Source organism: Elioraea tepidiphila DSM 17972, assembly GCF_000378465.1.
GTDB lineage: Bacteria > Pseudomonadota > Alphaproteobacteria > Acetobacterales > Acetobacteraceae > Elioraea > Elioraea tepidiphila.
Genome location: NZ_KB899919.1, coordinates 77,935 through 95,274 on the forward strand (window position 1 = coordinate 77,935; position 17,340 = coordinate 95,274).

General features: G+C 71.6%; 17 protein-coding genes. 7 read left to right on the top strand and 10 right to left on the bottom strand.

All coding sequences use genetic code 11. The annotated features are described in order from the left end of the window. The first annotated feature begins 9 nt into the window (after window positions 1-9). Window positions 10-1,422, top strand: a complete 1,413-nt coding sequence (gene pgmG, locus F563_RS0109480; RefSeq protein WP_019014430.1) for a phosphoglucomutase/phosphomannomutase PgmG — start codon at window positions 10-12, stop codon at window positions 1,420-1,422. 5 nt (window positions 1,423-1,427) lie between these two features. Further along, window positions 1,428-1,793, top strand: coding sequence for a gamma-glutamylcyclotransferase family protein (locus tag F563_RS23920; protein WP_281169536.1), 366 nt, complete (start codon window positions 1,428-1,430; stop codon window positions 1,791-1,793). Here F563_RS23920 and pip read toward each other — a convergent pair. From pip to ugpB, 9 genes are all read right to left on the bottom strand, one after another. Continuing rightward, complete coding sequence (gene pip / locus F563_RS0109490) at window positions 1,747-2,694, bottom strand: prolyl aminopeptidase (protein ID WP_026299465.1); 948 nt, start codon at window positions 2,692-2,694, stop codon at window positions 1,747-1,749. The two genes, F563_RS23920 and pip, sit on opposite strands and share 47 nt — an antisense overlap. A 98-nt stretch (window positions 2,695-2,792) precedes the next feature. After that, window positions 2,793-3,131, bottom strand: a complete 339-nt coding sequence (locus F563_RS0109495; RefSeq protein ID WP_019014433.1) for a PGPGW domain-containing protein — start codon at window positions 3,129-3,131, stop codon at window positions 2,793-2,795. A gap of 39 nt (window positions 3,132-3,170) precedes the next feature. Then, window positions 3,171-3,680, bottom strand: coding sequence for a lipocalin family protein (locus tag F563_RS0109500; RefSeq protein ID WP_019014434.1), 510 nt, complete (start codon window positions 3,678-3,680; stop codon window positions 3,171-3,173). 83 nt (window positions 3,681-3,763) lie between these two features. Next, complete coding sequence (locus F563_RS0109505; protein ID WP_019014435.1) at window positions 3,764-5,164, bottom strand: Asp-tRNA(Asn)/Glu-tRNA(Gln) amidotransferase GatCAB subunit A; 1,401 nt, start codon at window positions 5,162-5,164, stop codon at window positions 3,764-3,766. Then, window positions 5,161-5,658, bottom strand: coding sequence for a hypothetical protein (locus F563_RS0109510; RefSeq protein ID WP_019014436.1), 498 nt, complete (start codon window positions 5,656-5,658; stop codon window positions 5,161-5,163). The genes F563_RS0109505 and F563_RS0109510 overlap by 4 nt, the downstream gene beginning before the upstream one ends. Before the next feature lie 103 nt (window positions 5,659-5,761). Beyond that, window positions 5,762-6,877, bottom strand: a complete 1,116-nt coding sequence (gene ugpC, locus F563_RS0109515; protein WP_019014437.1) for a sn-glycerol-3-phosphate ABC transporter ATP-binding protein UgpC — start codon at window positions 6,875-6,877, stop codon at window positions 5,762-5,764. An 8-nt stretch (window positions 6,878-6,885) separates the two neighbouring features. Continuing rightward, window positions 6,886-7,791 carry a sn-glycerol-3-phosphate ABC transporter permease UgpE gene (ugpE, locus tag F563_RS0109520; RefSeq protein WP_019014438.1) on the bottom strand — a complete coding sequence of 302 codons (906 nt, stop codon included), beginning with the start codon at window positions 7,789-7,791 and terminating at the stop codon, window positions 6,886-6,888. Between the two features lie 13 nt (window positions 7,792-7,804). Next, window positions 7,805-8,686 carry a sn-glycerol-3-phosphate ABC transporter permease UgpA gene (gene ugpA, locus F563_RS0109525; protein WP_019014439.1) on the bottom strand — a complete coding sequence of 294 codons (882 nt, stop codon included), beginning with the start codon at window positions 8,684-8,686 and terminating at the stop codon, window positions 7,805-7,807. A gap of 72 nt (window positions 8,687-8,758) precedes the next feature. Further along, window positions 8,759-10,084, bottom strand: a complete 1,326-nt coding sequence (gene ugpB / locus F563_RS0109530) for a sn-glycerol-3-phosphate ABC transporter substrate-binding protein UgpB (protein WP_019014440.1) — start codon at window positions 10,082-10,084, stop codon at window positions 8,759-8,761. Window positions 10,085-10,264: 180 nt separating this feature from the next. Between ugpB and F563_RS0109535 the strand changes: the two genes are divergently transcribed. Beyond that, window positions 10,265-10,780: an adenine phosphoribosyltransferase gene (locus F563_RS0109535; RefSeq protein WP_019014441.1), complete on the top strand. Its 516-nt coding sequence runs from the start codon at window positions 10,265-10,267 to the stop codon at window positions 10,778-10,780. Beyond that, entirely contained in the window at window positions 10,743-12,758 is a 2,016-nt protein-coding gene (locus F563_RS22155) for an ATP-binding protein (protein ID WP_019014442.1), read from the top strand. Before F563_RS0109535 ends, F563_RS22155 begins: the two co-directional genes overlap by 38 nt. Window positions 12,759-12,764: 6 nt before the next feature. Here F563_RS22155 and F563_RS0109545 read toward each other — a convergent pair whose 3' ends face one another. Further along, window positions 12,765-13,694 (bottom strand): tripartite tricarboxylate transporter substrate binding protein, encoded by a 930-nt coding sequence (locus tag F563_RS0109545; protein ID WP_019014443.1) that lies wholly within the window; start codon window positions 13,692-13,694, stop codon window positions 12,765-12,767. Window positions 13,695-13,817: 123 nt separating this feature from the next. Between F563_RS0109545 and F563_RS0109550 the strand changes: the two genes are divergently transcribed. From F563_RS0109550 to F563_RS0109560, 3 genes are read left to right on the top strand one after another with little or no spacing between them, the layout of a single operon-like run. Continuing rightward, window positions 13,818-15,491, top strand: coding sequence for a thiamine pyrophosphate-binding protein (locus F563_RS0109550; protein ID WP_019014444.1), 1,674 nt, complete (start codon window positions 13,818-13,820; stop codon window positions 15,489-15,491). Further along, window positions 15,488-16,429 carry a 3-hydroxyacyl-CoA dehydrogenase family protein gene (locus F563_RS0109555; protein ID WP_019014445.1) on the top strand — a complete coding sequence of 314 codons (942 nt, stop codon included), beginning with the start codon at window positions 15,488-15,490 and terminating at the stop codon, window positions 16,427-16,429. Before F563_RS0109550 ends, F563_RS0109555 begins: the two co-directional genes overlap by 4 nt. Then, entirely contained in the window at window positions 16,426-17,187 is a 762-nt protein-coding gene (locus F563_RS0109560) for an SDR family NAD(P)-dependent oxidoreductase (RefSeq protein WP_019014446.1), read from the top strand. Before F563_RS0109555 ends, F563_RS0109560 begins: the two co-directional genes overlap by 4 nt. Window positions 17,188-17,340 lie beyond the last annotated feature (153 nt).

Below are 17,340 nucleotides of genomic sequence, written 5' to 3' on the forward strand. Positions count from 1 at the left end.
GTCACGCTCATGGCATTCAGCCACCGTTTCGATCCCACCACGCTGCGCGAGTACGACATCCGCGGCATCGTCGGCCGCACGCTCTCGGCCAGGGACGCGTTCGCGATCGGCCGCTGCTTCGGCTCGCTGGTCGCGCGCGACGGCGGGACGACCGTGGCGGTCGGCCGCGACGGGCGGCTGTCGGGGCCGGAGCTGGAAGCGGCGCTGGTCGAGGGGCTGATGGCGTGCGGCGTCGCCGTCCTGCGCATGGGGGTCGGGCCGACGCCGATGCTCTACTACCTCGACCGCGCGCGCGGCTGCGACGGCGCGATCCAGGTCACCGGAAGCCACAACCCGCCGGACTACAACGGCTTCAAGATGACACTCCGCCACAAGCCGTTCTTCGGCGCGCAGATCCAGGAGATCGGGCGCATGGCCGCGGCTGGCGATGTGGTGCCGGAGGCGAAGGGGCGCGTCGAGGATGTGGAGATCGCCGGCGACTACGTCACGCGCATCCTGAAGGACTGGGACGGCGGGGCGCGCGCGCTCAAGGTCGTGTGGGACAACGGCAACGGCGCGGCGGGGGAGGTGCTGAAGCGGCTGGTCGCCGGCCTGCCGGGCGAGCACATGATCCTGTTCGGCGAGATCGACGGCCGTTTCCCGAACCATCACCCGGACCCGACCGTGCCGAAGAACCTCGCCGCACTGATTGCGCGCGTGCGCGACACGGGCGCCGATGTCGGCATCGCCTTCGATGGCGACGCGGACCGGATCGGCATCGTCGATGACGAGGGCGAGGTGCTGTATGGCGATCAGATCCTGCTGATCCTCGCGCGCGACGTGCTGAAGACGCATCCGGGTGCGACGATCATCAGCGACGTGAAGGCGTCGCAGGTGCTGTTCGACGCGATCGGCGAGGCGGGCGGCGCGCCGCTGATGTGGAAGACCGGGCACAGCCTGATCAAGGCCAAGATGGCCGAGACCAAGGCGCCGCTCTCGGGCGAGATGTCGGGCCACGTGTTCTTCGCCGACAAGTGGTACGGCTTCGACGACGCGCTCTACGCGGGGGTGCGGCTGCTCGGCGTGCTTGCGCGCATGCCGGAGAAACTCTCCGACGTGCGCAAGGCGCTGCCCAAGGTGGTGAACACGCCCGAGCTCCGCTTCGACTGCGACGACGTGCGCAAGTTCCAGGTGGTGAAGGAGGTCGCCGCCCGGCTGAAGGCGGCCGGCGCCGATGTCAACGACATCGACGGCGTGCGCGTGCGCACCCCCGACGGGTGGTGGCTCCTGCGCGCCTCCAACACCCAGGCGGTGCTGGTCGCGCGCGCCGAGGCGATGACGGGCGAGGCGGGGCTGGAGCGGCTGAAGCAGGCGCTCGCGGATCAGCTCAAGGCATCGGGGCTGGCCGCGCCCGACTTCTCGGGCACCCACGCCGGGCACTGAGCGCGCTGCGCGTCTTCCTCTACGGCACGCTGATGGACCCCGCGGTGGCGCGGCGCGTCGCCGGCGCGGATCGGTTCGTGCGCGAGGCGCGCCCGGCGCTGCTGCCGGGCTGGCGGCGCGCGATGCTGCGCGGCACGCCGTACCCGACGCTCGTCCGCGATCCGACGGCCGCGGTCCATGGCGTGCTTGCCGAGGTGCCGCCCGCGGTGCTGCGACGCCTGCACGCCTACGAAGGGCCGTTGTATCGGTTCGTTCGCGTGCGCGTGCTGTGCGACGGCGCGATGCTCGCCGCGCGCGCCTGGATCGCCGCCGAGGCGCGGGCGCTCACCGCCCGCGGAAGCGTTCGATCGCGGCGAGCAGGGCGGCCCTGATCCCGGGTTCGAGCGCCGAGTGCCCGGCATCGGGCACGATCGTCAGCCGGGCGCGGTCCCAGGCCGAGACGAGGGCGGCCGCGCTCTCGGGCGGGCAGATCATGTCGTAGCGGCCCTGCACGATCTCGCCCGGGATGTGCGCGATCCGGCTCATCCCGCCGAGCAGTCCGTCCTCGGGCAGGAACAGCCCATGGCGGAAATAATGCGCCTCGATCCGTGCGAGCCCGAGCGCGGTGCGGTCCTCGGCGAAGGAGGCGACGGTCTCGGGACTCGGCAGCAGCGTCGAGCAGGAGCCCTCATAGACGCTCCAGGCGCGCGCGGCGGCGAGATGCACGCGCGGATCGGGATCAGAGAGCCGCTTCCAGTAGGCCGCGAGCAGGTCGCCCCGCTCCGCCTCCGGCACATGGCCGGCGAAGGCGGCCCAGGCCTCTGGGAAGAAGCGGGCCAGGCCATAGAGGAACCAGTCGATCTCGCGCGCGCGGCCGAGGAAGATGCCGCGCAGCACGAACCCCGCGACCCGCTCGGGATGCGACTGGCCATAGGCGAGGCCGAGCGTCGAGCCCCAGGAGCCGCCGAACACCAGCCAGCGGTCGATGCGCAGCCGCTCGCGCAGCCGCTCGATGTCGGCGATCAGGTGCGGCGTGTCGTTGGCGGCGAGGCTGCCGAGCGGCCGCGACCGCCCGGCGCCGCGCTGGTCGAAGATGACGACGCGGAACCGGCCGGGGTCGAAGAAGCGCCGGTGCACCGCGCCCGCGCCCGCGCCCGGGCCGCCATGCAGGAACAGCACCGGCATGCCGGAGGGGCTGCCGACCTGTTCCCAGTACATCGTGTGCCCGGAATCGAGGGGCAGGTAGCCGCTCTCATACGGGGCGATGTCGGGGTAGAGGTCGCTGCGTGGCATGGTCTCGGCGCCGTGTCCCGGATCCACCAGGCGGTCCCAGGGTATACCAGCCGGGTCGGGCCCGACTCTTCAAGGGCGCTCGTGCGGGCTCGGCCGCCTCAGCGACGGACCTGGTAGACGGTGCGGCGGAAGCGCCGGCGCCAGCGGGTGAGCCATTCCTGCGCCCGGTCTTTCCCCTCGTCCATCTGCTTCGTGTAGCGGGGGAACTTGCGGCGCATCCAGTCGATCATGCGCTGCGCCCAGGCGTATTCGTCGCGCAGGATGTAGAGCCCGACGGCGAGGAACAGGAAGCCCTGGAGGAAGGGGAGGAAGATCCCCGCGACACCGAGCACGAGGAACCCCCAGCCGGCCAGCACCTTGCCGCGGCGCGCCCAGCGGCTCGGCGGCTTGGGCGGCAGCATCCGGGGGATCGTCAGGTATTCGCGGCGGCGCGCCATGGCGGCCGGATATGCCGCGCGGGGCGGCCGTGAGCAAGGTCAGGCTGGCGGGGGTTGCGAACGGATGATCCGGTCCACGGGGTAGCCGAGCCGCCGGGCGGTCTCCAGCCAGTCGGCGATCACGGGTTCCGGGAGGGTCGGGGTGCGCGAGAGCAGCCAGAGGTAGTCGCGTGTCGGGCCGGAGACGAGGGCGATCCGGTACTCGGGGTCGAGGCGGATGACGTGGTAGCCGCCTTCGAAGGGCCAGCGGAAGGTGACCCCGAGGCTCGCGGTGTTGCGGTCGCCCAGGAACCGGGCGGTGCCCTCGACCGAGCGTTCGGTGCCGTCCGGGCGCCAGCCGCGGTTGGTGACGGCGATCGTGCCGTCGGGGTTGGCGGCGTAGGTGGCGGTGGCGCTCGCGTCGCCCCGCTGGAAGCTGTGGTCGAGCCGGGCGATCTCGTACCAGGTGCCGAGATAGCGGTCGGGGTCGAAGCGGACGGGGGTGATCCCGCTGGGCGGCGCGGTGCAGGCGGCGAGCAGAAGGAGAAGCGCGGCGGCGAGACGGTGCATGGGCGATCCGGCAGCGGGGGGTCAGGTCAGGGCGGGCCGCGGCGTCCGGGCGCGGCTGCCCGCCGGGGCGGGATCGAGCGACCTCAAAGCGCGGGCCGTCGCGCCCGCGTCCCGGCGGCCTCCTCGACCGCGCGGCCGAGCCGCAGCACGGTGGCGTCGTCGAACGGGCGGCCGATGATCTGCAGCCCGAGCGGCAGGCCGTTGGCGGCGAAGCCCGAGCACACGACCATCGCCGGCCCGCCCGAGACATTGGCCGGCGCGGTGAACATCGGCCGCGCCAGCCCCTCGCGCGGGTCCTGGTCGGCGAGCTTCGGTGGCGGCGAGGGAACGGTCGCGGTCACGATCGCCTCGACGCGCTCGAACAGGGCGTTGAACTGCGCCGCCAGCGTCTTCCGCTGGCGCTGCGCCTGGAGATAGTCGGCCGCGCGCAAGAGCCCCCCGCCCATGACCCGCACGCGGAAGGCGCGCGAGTAGAGCTCCGGCCGTGTGGTCAGGTCGTGCTCGTGGATCGCGTAGGCCTCGGCGACGATGATCAGGCGCGTGACCGCGTTGAAATCCTGCAACGGCGCGGTGTCGAGCTCGACCACCGTGCAGCCGAGCTCCTTCAGGAGGCGCACGGCATCCGCCATCTGCTCGCGCACCTCGGCCGAGGCCGGCAGGTCGTGCTCGTGGAAGCGGCGGATCAGCCCGACCCGCATCCCCTTCACCGGCTTGCGGCACTCCGCAGGGTAGTCCACCGCCGGGGCGTGCACCGAGGCGCTGTCCTCGGGGTCGTGGCCGGCGATCGCGGCGAGCAGGATGGCGCAGTCCTCGGCCGTCCAGGCCATCGGCCCGGCCGTGTCGAGCGAGTGCGAGAGCGGCACCACGCCGCGGCGGCTGACCAGACCCGCGGTCGGCTTGATGCCGGCGATGCCGCAATAGGCGGCCGGCAGACGGATCGAGCCGGCGGTGTCGGAGCCGAGGCTGCCGAGGCAGAGCCCGGCGGCGATCGCCGCCCCCGAGCCCGAGGACGAGCCGCCGGTGAAGCGCTCGGTGTCCCAGGGGTTGCGGGCGGGCGGCCAGGGCAGGTCGAAGGCCGGTCCGCCGGTCGCGAATTCATGCGTCGCGAGCTTGCCGAGCATCACCACGCCCGCCTCGGCCAGCCGCTCGACCGCGGCGGCGCTGCGCTTCGGCATGTGGTTCAGCATCAGCCGCGAATGCGCGGTCGTGCGCACCCCGGCCGTTTCGTAGATGTCCTTGTAGGCGACCGGGATGCCGTGCAGCGGCCCTTTCCAGCCCCCCGAGGCGATCGCCTTCTCGGCGACGCGCGCGGCCGAGAGCGCCTCGCGCTCGGTCACGGTCAGGAAGGCGTCGAGCCGGGGGTTGAGCTGCTCGATGCGGGCGAGAAGGGCGCGCGTCAGTTCGACCGGCGAGAGGCGGCGGGCACGGATCGCGCCGGCCGCGTCGGCGATGGTCAGGTGGTGGAGGATGTCGGCCGCTCTCATCGGCGCGGGCGGGCGGCCTTCCTGGCGGGCTTGGCGGGCGGGCGGGCGGGCTTCTTCGCGGCCTTTGCGCGCATGGGTGCGGGCTTGGCGGCCTTCGCCGCCTGGGCGGGCGCCTTGGCCGGCTTGGCGGCAGGTCGCGGCGCCGGTCTGTTGGACACCTTGGCGGCGGGCCGGGCCGGGCCGCGGCCCGACGCCGGGGCGGGCACCGGTACCGTGGGCGCACCGAAGGCAGGCGTGAAGCAGGGTTCGTCCCAGATCGGCCGGGCGCGCGGGATGCGCGCCGTCAGCGCGACGATGTGCTGATAAGAGACCGCGAGATCGGCCTTCTGACCGGCATTGAGGTTCAGCCCGGCGCGCCGGACCAGCACGTCGACCTCATCGCGCGTGACCGCCGGCGGTGCCGCGGTCACCGGCGGGGCGGCCGGCATGGCCGCCGGGCGACCGACCGCCGCCTTCTCGATCACGGCGGCCGACAGCCCGCCTGAGTTGCTCATCCGCGCTTCACCCCGGATGCTCCTCTGGGGTTCTCGTATGGCGCGAAAGTGTTACCGGGCCGAGACGGGACGCGCAACCGGTTTGGGCGTGGGGAGGGTCAGGTCAGGCGCCGACCGCCCCGGCGGCCGCTGTCCGCTCCCGCCGGCGCACCGCCTCGATCCGCCGCCCCTCGGCGTCGAACACATGCAGGCTCGCCGGCGGCAGGACCACTGGCAGCACCGAGCCCGCGAGCGGCGAGCAGTCGCTCATCCGCACGGTCAGCGTCTCGCCCGAGGGAAGGGCGCCGTGGATCAGGCTTTCGGCGCCGAGCGGCTCGACCAGATCGACCTTCAGCGGCAGGCTGCCGGGGCCCGATCCCGCCTGGATGTGCTCCGGCCGGATGCCGACGATCAGGGGCGCGCCCTCGCCGCCCGGATGCACCCCGTCGGCGAAGGCGATCGTCGCACCCGCCTTCAGCTTCGCCGCGGCCCCTCCCTCGACGAGTTCGGCGGCGAGGAAGTTCATCGCCGGCGCGCCGATGAACCCCGCGACATAGGTGTTGGCCGGCGCCCGCCAGATCTCCATCGGGGTCGCCACCTGCTCGGCCCGGCCCTCGTGCATCACCACCAGCCGGTCGCCGAGCGTCATCGCCTCCACCTGATCGTGGGTGACGAACAGGCTGGTGACCCCGAGCCGGCGCTGCAGCCGCTTGATCTCGGCGCGCATCTGCACGCGCAGCTTGGCGTCGAGGTTCGAGAGCGGCTCGTCGAACAGGAACAGCTTCGGCTCGCGCACGATCGCGCGCCCCATCGCCACGCGCTGGCGCTGCCCGCCCGAGAGCTGGCGCGGCTTGCGCTCCAGGAGCTGCCCGATGCCGAGCAGGTCCGCGGTCTGCTGAACACGCGCGCGGATCTCGGCCTTCGGCAGGCCACGGATCTTCAGCCCATAGGCCATGTTGTCGAACACGCTCATGTGCGGGTAGAGCGCGTAGTTCTGGAACACCATCGCGATGTCGCGGTCCTTGGGCTCCAGCCGCGTCACGTCCGCGCCGGCGATGATCACGCGGCCCTCGGTCGCGGTCTCCAGGCCGGCGACGATGCGCAGCAGCGTCGATTTGCCGCAGCCCGAGGCGCCGACGATCACGATCATCTCGCCCTCGGCGACCGCGAGGTCGATGCCGTGCAGCACATGCGTTGTGCCGAACGACTTGCGGATGCCCTGGAGTTCGAGCGTCGCCATGGCGTGCGTTACTTCTCCGTCTCGACCAGGCCCTTGACGAACCAGCGCTGCATCAGGATCACCACCGCCACCGGCGGCAGCAGCGCCAGCACGGCGGTCGCCATCACCAGGTTCCAGTCCGTGTCCGCCTCCGAGCCGATCATGCGCACGATGCCGATCACGATCGTCTCGACATCGCCCGAGGTGGTCACCAGCAGCGGCCACAGATACTGGTTCCAGCCATAGACGAACAGGATCACGAACAGCGCGGCGATGTTCGTCACCGACAGCGGCAGCACCACGTCCTTGAAGAACCGCAGCGGCCCGGCACCGTCGATCTTCGCCGCCTCCACGAGCTCGTCCGGGATGGTCAGGAAGAACTGGCGGAACAGCAGCGTGGCGGTGGCCGAGGCGATCAGCGGAATGATCAGGCCGCCATAGGTGTTGATCATGCCGAGGTCCGAGACGACCTTGAAGGTCGGGAAGATGCGCACCTCGACCGGCAGCATCAGCGTGATGAAGATCGACCAGAACGCCACCATCCGGCCGGGGAAGCTGAAGAACACCACGGCATAGGCGGAGGTGAGGGAGATCGCGATCTTCCCGACCGTGATCAGCAGCGCCATGATGAAGCTGTTCACCATCATCAGCGCCACCGGCACGCGCGTGGTGCGCGCCGAGCCCTCGCCGAGCGCGGTCAGGTAGTTCTGGACCGCGTAGGGGCCCGGCAGCAGCGGCACCTCGCCGCGCGCGATCGTGCCGACATCGTGGGTCGAGCCCATCAGCACGATCCAGATCGGCAGGGCGAACAGCACGACACCCAGGATCAGGATCGCATGGGTGACGATGTCGGTGCGCCGCCGCGCCGCCTCGGCCTTCATCGCCGCGCGCTCGGCGGCGGCGAGCCGCGTGGCGTCGATCGGACCGTGCATCATCGCGCGCCCCGCATCAGTAGTGCACCTTGCGCTCGATGTAGCGGAACTGGATCGCGGTGAGCAGGATCACTGTCAGCATCAGCACGACCGACTGTGCCGAGGACGAGCCGAGATCCAGGTTCACGCGGCCGTCGATGTAGGCCTTGTAGATCAGCGTCTCGGTCGCCTTGGCGGGGCCGCCCTTGGTGAGCGCATCGATCACGCCGAAGGTGCCGAAGAAGGCGAAGACGATGTTCACCACCAGCAGGAAGAAGGTGGTGGGCGAAAGCAGCGGGAAGATCACGGTCCAGAAGCGCCGCTGCGCCGAGGCGCCGTCGATCGCCGCCGCCTCCAGCACGCTCTTCGGGATCGACTGCAAGCCGGCGAGGAAGAACAGGAAGTTGTAGGGGATCTGGTTCCAGGCCGAGGCGACGATCACGACCAGCATGGCCTGGCCGCCGTTCAGCTTGTAGTCCCAGGCGATGCCGATCTCGCGCAGGAACCGGCCCAGCAGGCCGACCTGCGGGTGGAAGATGAAGATCCACAGCACGGCGGCGACGGCGGGCGCGATCGCATAGGGCCAGATCAGCAGGGTCTTGTAGACGCCCGCGCCGCGGATGTGCCGATCCGCCAGCACCGCGAGCCCCAGCGCCACCGCCATCGAGACGAGCGTGACCCAGAACGAGAAGACCACCGTGTTCCAGGCCGAGGCGAGATAGAGGGGGTCCTGGAACAGCTCGACGAAGTTCTCGAGGCCGACGAAGGTGGTGCGGATGCCGAACGCGTCCTGGCGCAGGAAGCTGAACCAGATCGCCTGCCCGGCCGGCCAGAAGAAGAAGACGAAGGTGATCGCGAGCTGCGGCGCGAGCAGCAGATAGGGCAGGCCCTTGTCGTTGAAGATGACGCGCTTGCGCATCGGCCTCTCGTGCCGACGGGCCGCCCCCGCTCGGGGAGCGGCCCGCCCTGATCCCTCAGCCCGCCTGCCGCGTCACGAGCGGTTGGCGCGCTCGAACGCACGCAGCACGGCGTTGCCGCGCCGGTTCGCCGTCTCCATCGCCTGCGCCACGGTCTGCTGACCCTGGAACACCTTCTCCAGCTCCTCCTGGATGATGTTGCGGATCTCGACCATGCCGCCGAGGCGGAAGCCCTGGCTGTTGGGCGTCGGCTGGGCGCGGGAGAGCTGGATGATCGCCGCGTCCGCGCCGGGGTTGCGCTCATAGTAGCCCTCGGCCTTGGACTTCTCGTAGGCGGCCAGGGTGAGCGGCACATACCCGGTCACCTGGTGCCACCACTGGTCCTCCTCGGGCCGGCTGATGAAGGCGTAGAACGCCGCCACGGCCGCGTACTCGGCCGGCGTGCGGTTGCGCGCGGTGAGCGCCCACAGGCTGGCGCCGCCGATCACGCCGTTGCGCGGGCTCTGGATGACGTCGTCGTGGTAGGGCAGCGGCACCGAGGCCCACTTGAACTTGGCGTCGCGCTCGATCTGGGCCCGTGCCGCCGAGGAGCCGAAGCTGATCGCGCACTCGCCCGACGGGAACAGGTTGCCGGCGGCGTTGTCGCGTCCGCCATAGCGGAACAGCCCGTCGCGCTGCAGGTCGGCGAGGAACTGCACGTGCTTGAGGAAGAAGGGATGCGTCAGGTTCATCTCCGCATCCATGCCCTCGAACCCGTTCGCCTTGGTGGCGAGGCCGACGTCGTGGATCGAGGACTGCTGCTCGAACATCACCCAGGTCGGCCAGGTGGTCGTGCTCACGCAGGGCGTCGCGTTCGCGGCCTTCAGCTTCTCCGCCACCGCGCGGAACTCGCGCCAGGTGCGCGGCGGCTCGGTGACACCCGCCTTGGCGAGCGCGTCCATGTTCAGCCACATGATGGCCGAGGACGAGTTGTGCGGCATCGACACGAGCCGCCCCTGGGTGTCGCTGTAGTAGCCGCGTACGCCGGCGAGGTACTTGGCGGGGTCGATCGCGATCCCGGTCTCCTGGGAGAGCTGCCACACGGGCTTGATGGCCGGCCCGGCCGCCATCATGGTCGCCGTGCCGACCTCGAACACCTGGGCGATGTGCGGCGGGTTGCCGGCCCGCCAGGCGGCGATCGCGCCGGTCATCACCTCGACGTAGCTGCCGCGGAATGTGGCGTTCACGGTGTAGCGGTCCTGGCTCGCGTTGAAGCGCTGGACCTGCTCCTGAACGCGCTCCCCGAGCGCGCCGCCGAGGCCGTACCAGAACTGGATCTCGGTGCGCTGCTGCGCCTCCGCCGGCGCGGTTGTGACGGCCAGCGCCAGGGCGGCGCCGGCGAGAAGGATCCTGCGATGCATGATTGGGTCTCTCCCGTGTCGTGGCCTCGCGGCGTTTAGCCGCTCCATGTTACGTCACGGTGACACTGAGATGAAGCTTCCGCGTCGCGCCCGTCTCGGGCGCGTTGCTCCCGCAGCCCGCCGTCCCGTAAGCTGCAGCGCAACAGGACCACTGCGGCACCAGGGGAAGGCCGGCACTGCATGGACATCAAGGACCACATCCGCGGCATCCCCGATTTCCCCAAGCCCGGTATCCTGTTCTACGACATCTCCACCCTGCTCGCGCATGCCGATGCCTGGCAGGTGGCGATGGGACGGATGGCGCGGCTGGTGCGCCGCCACCAGCCCGACCTGATCGCCGGTGTCGAGAGCCGGGGGTTCCTGGTCGCCGCCCCGCTGGCGCTCAAGCTCGGCTGCGGCTTCATCATGCTGCGCAAGAAGGGCAAGCTGCCGGGCCCGACGGTCGGGCATGACTACGCCCTCGAATACGGCACGGACCGGATCGAGGCGCAGGCCGACGCCGTGAAACCGGGCGACCGGGTGGTGGTGGTGGATGACCTGCTCGCCACCGGCGGCACGATGGCGGCCGGGATCACGCTGTTGCGCCGGCTCGGCGCCGAGGTGCCGGGGGCGGCGGCCCTGATCGAACTCACCTTCCTGAACGGAAGGGCGAAGCTCGATGTCCCGTTCGACGCGCTCGTCGCCTACGACCGCTGAGGCCTGGCCCCAGGCAAGCAGCGCGGGCAATGCCGCGCTGCCGGATTTCGATCCGCGGGCGGCCGGCGTGCTCGCCGCTGCCGTCGCCGCCGCGCCCACCGGCGTGACGATCGCCGACCCGTCGCGCCCCGACTGTCCGATCGTTTTCCTCAACCCCGCCTTCTCGGCGATCACCGGCTACCGGGCCGAGGAGGTGCTGGGGCGCAACTGCCGCTTCCTCCAGGGGCGCGACACCGACCCCAAGGCGGTGGCGCGGGTGCGCCGTGCGATCGCCGCGGCCAGGCCCGTCACCGTCGAGATGGTGAACTACCGCCGCGACGGCACCCGGTTCTGGAACGAACTCCGCATCACCCCGGTGCCGGGCCCCGATGGGCGCCCCGCCCTGTTCCTTGGCATCCAGCACGACGTCACCGCGCGCAAGCGCGCCGAACTCGCCCTTGAGCGCGCCAAGCGCGCAGCCGAGCGGGCGAACCAGACCAAGTCCGACTTCCTCGCCACCATGAGCCACGAGATCCGCACGCCGATGAACGGCGTGATGGGCACGGTCGCGCTGCTGCTGGAGACGGAACTCACCGCCGAGCAGCGCGCCTATGCCGACACCGCGCGGCGCTGCGGCCAGGACCTGCTGGCGATCGTCAACGACATCCTCGACATCTCGCGCATCGAGTCCGGCATGCTGCGCATCGAATCCGTGCCGTTCCGCATCGCCGACGTGGTGCTCGGCGTGCTCGACCTGTTCGGCGCCACCGCCGCCGAGAAGGGCATCGGCCTTGCCGCCGCGATCGCGCCCGAGGTGCCCGACACGGTCGAAGGCGATCCGCACCGGCTGCGCCAGGTGCTGCTCAACCTGGTCGACAACGCGGTGAAGTTCACCGCGATCGGCGGCGTGACGGTGCGGATCGAGCGCGCCTCGGCCGAACCCCTGGCCCTGAGCTTCGCCGTCACCGACACCGGCATCGGCATCCCGGCGGCGGCGCAGAAGCGGCTGTTCGTGCGCTTCGCCCAGGCCGATGCCTCGATCAGCCGTCGCTTCGGCGGCTCGGGTCTCGGGCTGACGATCTGCCGCCAGCTCGTCGCGCTCATGGGGGGCGAGCTCGCGCTCGAAAGCGAGGCCGGGCGCGGAACGACCTTCTCCTTCATCCTGCCCGTCCGCCCGGTCGCGGGTGCGGGCAGCGCACCCGCGCGGCTCGTGCCCTCGGCCGCCGTCGCACCCGCCCCACGCGGCGTGCGCGGGCGGGTGCTGCTCGCCGAGGACAGCCGCTCGAACCAGCTTGTCGCCGCGGCGATCCTGCGCCGTGCCGGCTTCGCGGTCGATGTCGCGGCCGACGGCGAGGAGGCCGTGGAGCGCGCGGCGGCGCGGCGCTACGACCTGATCCTGATGGACGTGCAGATGCCGAAGCTCGACGGCTTCGGCGCGACCGCGCGCATCCGCGCCCTGCCGCCGCCAGCCGGCACCGTGCCGATCATCGCGCTGACCGCCTCGGTGCGCCCCGAGGATCGCGACCGGTGCTTCGAGGCCGGCATGACCGGCTACGTCGCCAAGCCGATCGACCTGATCGCGCTGCTCGGCGCGGTCGATCAGGCGCTCGCCGGACGGCGCGCGGGGCGGCGCGGCGCGGAGCCCGCAGGGGAACTGCCGCTGGTCGATCGCGCCACGCTCGACGAGCTGCGCGGTGCGGTCGAGCCCGGGCGGCTGCCGCAGCTCATCGCCGTGTTCGTCGAGGAGACCGAGGCGCGACTCGCCGAGCTCGAGGCCGCGCATGCGGCCGGGGACGTGGCCGCGATCGGCCGGCTCGCCCATGTGCTCAAGAGTGCCGCCGGCACCTTCGGCGCGGCAGCCCTCGCGCGCGCGGCCACGCTGCTCGAGGAGACCTGCCGCGACGGCACGGCCGAGCGCGTCGCATGCCTCGCGACCGAGCTGGTCGCGCTCGGCCGGCGCACCCTCGAGGCGCTGGTCGAGCCTGCGTCCGCCGGCTGACGCGCGTCAGTCGAGCGTCAGGTTCGCCGCCCGGATCACCTCGCCGAAGCGCGCGTACTGATCCCGGTTGAATTCGGCGAACTCGGCGGCATTGCGCACCACGATCGGGATCTGTACCCGCGCGAGCCCCGCGCGCACCTCGGCGTTCGCCATCGTCTGAAGGCAGGCGCGTTCGAAGCGCGCGACGAGCGCCGGCGCCATCCCGGCCGGCCCGTAGATGCCGGTCCAGATGGAATAGACGAGATCGTAGCCGAGTTCGCGCATGGTCGGCGTCTCGGCGAAGTCAGGGCTGCGGTTCTCGTTGAAGATGGCGATGGCATGCAGGTCGTACTGGCGGATCAGGTTGCTCTGGTCGTTGAACAGCGTCACCGAGCCCTCGGCGAAGCCCTGCATCACCTGGCCAGAGCCGCGATAGGGGATGTGGTTCATGCTGATCCCCGCCAGCCGCTCGAACGCCACCATCGAGATGTGCGGGATCGTTCCGGGACCCGTCGAGGCATAGGGGAAGGCGCCCGGCTGGGTCTTCGCCTTGGCGATCACGTCCTGCACCGTCTTCAGCCCCGAGGTCTTCGGCGTCATCATGATCAGCGGGCTGTCGAGCACCTGGCAGATCGGCGTGAAGTCGGCCGGCGTGTAGCCGACATTCCGGCGCAGTTGCGGCTGGATCATCATCGGCCCGACCGGCGTGATCAGGATCGTCCTGCCGTCGGGCCGGGCGCGCGCGACCTCGGCCGTGCCGATCGTTCCCGCGGCACCGGTGACGTTCTTGATGATCACCGGTTCGCCCAGCGCCTCGGCGAGTGCCGGCTGCATGATGCGGCCGCTGATGTCGGTCGCCCCGCCGGCGGGCCAGGCGATCACCATGGTCACCTGCGCCGCCGCTGGCGCAGCGAGCAGCGCTGCCGCGAGCGTGGCAGCGAACAGACGTCCCGGCATGGCGGGTCTCCTCCCATGTGTCGTTGGCATGACGCTAGCCGCGCACACGGCCGCGACGCAACCGAGCTCCCTTGCCCGCCATGCCCCGCCGTGGAACACAGGCGGCAGGGAAAGGGAGACGCCATGACCGCACCCGCCGGCGCGAGCGTGATCGCGCAGATGCTCGCCGGCTACGGCGTCACCCATGTGTTCTTCGTCGATGCCGTGCTGCGCCGCACCCTGATCGAGCTGGAGGCGCTCGGCGTCAGGCGCGTGCTCGCGCACAGCGAGAAGGCGGCCGTGTACATGGCCGACGGCTACGCCCGCGCCTCCGGCCGAGTGGGCGTGTGCTTCGCGCAGAGCGTCGGCGCGGCCAATCTCGCCGCCGGGCTGCAGGATGCGTATCTGCATCGCGCGCCGATCGTGGCGCTGACCGGCCGCAAGGCCGCGCAATCGCGCAACGCCTACCAGGAGATCGCGCACGGCCCGCTGTTCGCCGCCGTCACCTCGTTCGCCGAGCGGGTCGATGCGCCCGACGATCTGCCGCGCCTCTTGCGTCAGGCCTTCCGCGCCGCCACCGGCCCCACACCGCGCCCGGTGCATCTCGACCTGCTCGGGCTCCAGGCCGAGGGGATCGAGGTGCCGGAGATCGCCGCGGACGCCTCCGTCGAGCCGCGCCACGGCGCGGTGCCGGCCTATCGCGCCCCGCCCGATCCGGCCGATCTCGCCCCCGCCGCGTCCGTGCTCGCCGCGGGGCAGCGCGTCGCCATCGTCGCCGGCGCGGGGGCGACGCTTTCGGGCGCGGAAGAGGCGCTGCTTCGGCTCGCGCGCATCCTCGCCGCCCCGGTCGCGACCAGCCTCGGCGCGCGCGGCATCATCGATACGCGCGATCCGCTCTCGGTCGGGACCGTCGGCAGCTACGGCGCGCCGCCGGCGAACGAGATCGTGCACGCGGCCGACTGCGTGCTGGTGGTCGGCAGCCATCTCGGCGATCAGCCGACGCTCGATTGGCGCGTGCCCGCGCCCGGCACGCGCATCGTGCAGATCGATGCCGATCCGGCCGAGATCGGCCGCAACTACCCGAACACGCTGCCGCTGCCGGCCGATCCGCGCGCCGCGCTGGAGGCGCTCGCCGAGATGTTCGCGGGAACGCCGCGCGACGCCGGCTTCGCGCGCTGGGCCGCCGAGCGTGTCGCCACCTGGCGCGCGGCGATGGCGCCGCACGTCGCCTCCGATGCCATGCCGATCCGCCCCGACCGGCTCTGTGCCGAGATCACCGAGGCGCTGCCCAAGGACGCGATCCTGGTCGCCGATACCGGCTACTCGGGGATCTGGACTGCAACCTGCATCGACCTCGCCCCACCACAGACCTATCTGCGCGCGGCCGGCTCGCTCGGCTGGTCGTTCCCGGCGGCGATCGGCGCCAAATGCGCCTGCCCCGACCGCCCGGTTCTGTGCTTCTCCGGCGACGGCGCGATCTACTACCACCTGCCCGAGCTCGAAACCGCGCGCCGGCTCGGCCGGCCGCTCGTGCTGGTGATCAACAACAACTCGGGCTTCGGCCAGGGCCTGCCGAATGTGCGTCGGCTCCAGGGCAACCGGCCCGGCCATTTCGAGGAGATCATCCGCTTCGGCCCGACCGATTTCGCGCGCGTGGCCGAGGCCTTCGGCGTGCGCGGCATCCGCGTCGAGGACCCCGCCGCGATCGCGCCGGCGCTCTGCGATGCGCTCGCCCATCCCGGCCCGGTCGTCGTCGATGTCGCCACCGACATCGAGACGCGCGCGCCCGAACCCTGGATCCCGGAGGAGCAACGATGATGCGGGTCGCGATCCTTGGCGCCGGCCTGATGGGCCACGCGCTCGCGCTTGTGCACGCGCTCGGCGGCTGCCGCGTGCGGCTGACCGACACCCATGCCCCCACACTCGAACGCGCGCCGGGGCTGATCGCGGCGGCGCTGGCGACGCTGCGCGAGGCCGGCGAGACCGACCGTGACGCGGCCTGGCTCGGCACGGTGATCACCACCCACGCCGATCTCGCCGAGACCGTCGCCGATGCCGAGCTGATCGTCGAGGCGATCACCGAGGATGCCGAGGCCAAGCGCGCGCTCTACGCCGCTCTCGACCCGCATGCACCGCGCGATGCGATCCTCGCCTCCAACACCTCCTATCTCGATCCGTTCCCGCTGATCCCCGAGCAGCGCCAGCACCGCGCGGCCATCGCACACTGGTACACGCCCCCGTATCTGGTCGATCTCGTGGACGTGGTCGGGGGACCGCGCTGCGACCCGGAGGTGCCGATCCGGCTCCGCGACCTCTATGCCGGCATGGGCAAGCATCCGATCGTGCTGCGCAAGTTCGTGCCCGGCTACATCGCCAACCGCATCCAGGCGGTGATGGCGATGGAGCTCTACACGCTGCTCGATGAAGGGGTGGCGGACGCAGCCGAGATCGACGCCGCGATCGTGCACGGACTGTCGCTCCGCCTGCCGCTGCTCGGCCACTTCATGAAGGCCGACTTCACCGGCCTGCCGCTGGTGCAGAAGGCGCTCGCCGCGCGCATGGTGCCCCCACCCCCGCCGATCACCCGCAGCGCCGCACTCGACACGCTGATCGCCGAGGGCGCCTCGGGCGTGATGGCGGGCCGCGGCTTCTACGACTACGGCGGCGAGAGCCCCGCTACCCTGTTCGAGGAGCGCGACCGCCGCCTGATCGCGCTCAAGCGGGCGCTGACGCAGATCGGGAGCATGATCCGATGACCCTCGAATTCGACACCATGACCGCGCTGGTCACCGGCGGCGCCTCGGGGATCGGGCTCGCCACCGTCGAGAAGCTGGCGCGCCGCGGCTGCTTCGTGCTGATCAATCACCTGCCCGACGATCCCGCCGGGCCGCGCGAGGCCGCGCGCCTGCTTGCCGAGGGACACCGCGTCGGCACCGCGCCCGGCGACGTGTCGGTGCCGGGCCAGGCCGAGGCGATGGTCACGCGCGCGATCGACCAGCTCGGCCGGCTCGACATCCTGGTCAACAACGCCGGCACGCCGAACACGCGGGCGCCGATTCCGCCCGCCGATCTCGACGCGATGACGGAAGCGTTCTGGGCGAGGATCCTGCACACCAACCTGCTCGGCCCGTTCCGCTGCACCCGCGCCGCCGCCGCCGCGCTGCGCGCCGCCAAGGGCGCCGTCGTGAACACCGCCTCGATCGCCGGCCTCGGCCATCTCGGCTCCTCGCTCGCCTATGGCGCGTCCAAGGCGGCGCTGATCGACATGACGAAGAACCTCGCCCGCGCGCTTGCCCCCGAATGTCGCGTCAACGCCGTCGCACCCGGCGCCGTCAACACCCCCTGGCAGGCCGACTGGCCGGAGGAGCGCAAGCGCGCCGCCGCCGAGCGTGCCCTGCTCAAGCGCATGTGCACCGCGGAGGATATCGCCGAGGCGATCGTCTTCCTCGCCACCACCCCCGCCCCGATCACCGGCCAGACCCTGGTGGTGGATGCCGGGCTGACGCTCGGGTGATCCCGCCGGCCATTGCAACCGGAGCGCGGGCCGGCTCATATAACGCGGGCGGAGACAACCGCCTGCCGGGCTTCGCGCCCGCGGCACAACCGGAAACGGGAGAGTGCATATGACCTGGGAAACCCCGGCGTTCGTCGAGATCAAGATGGACGC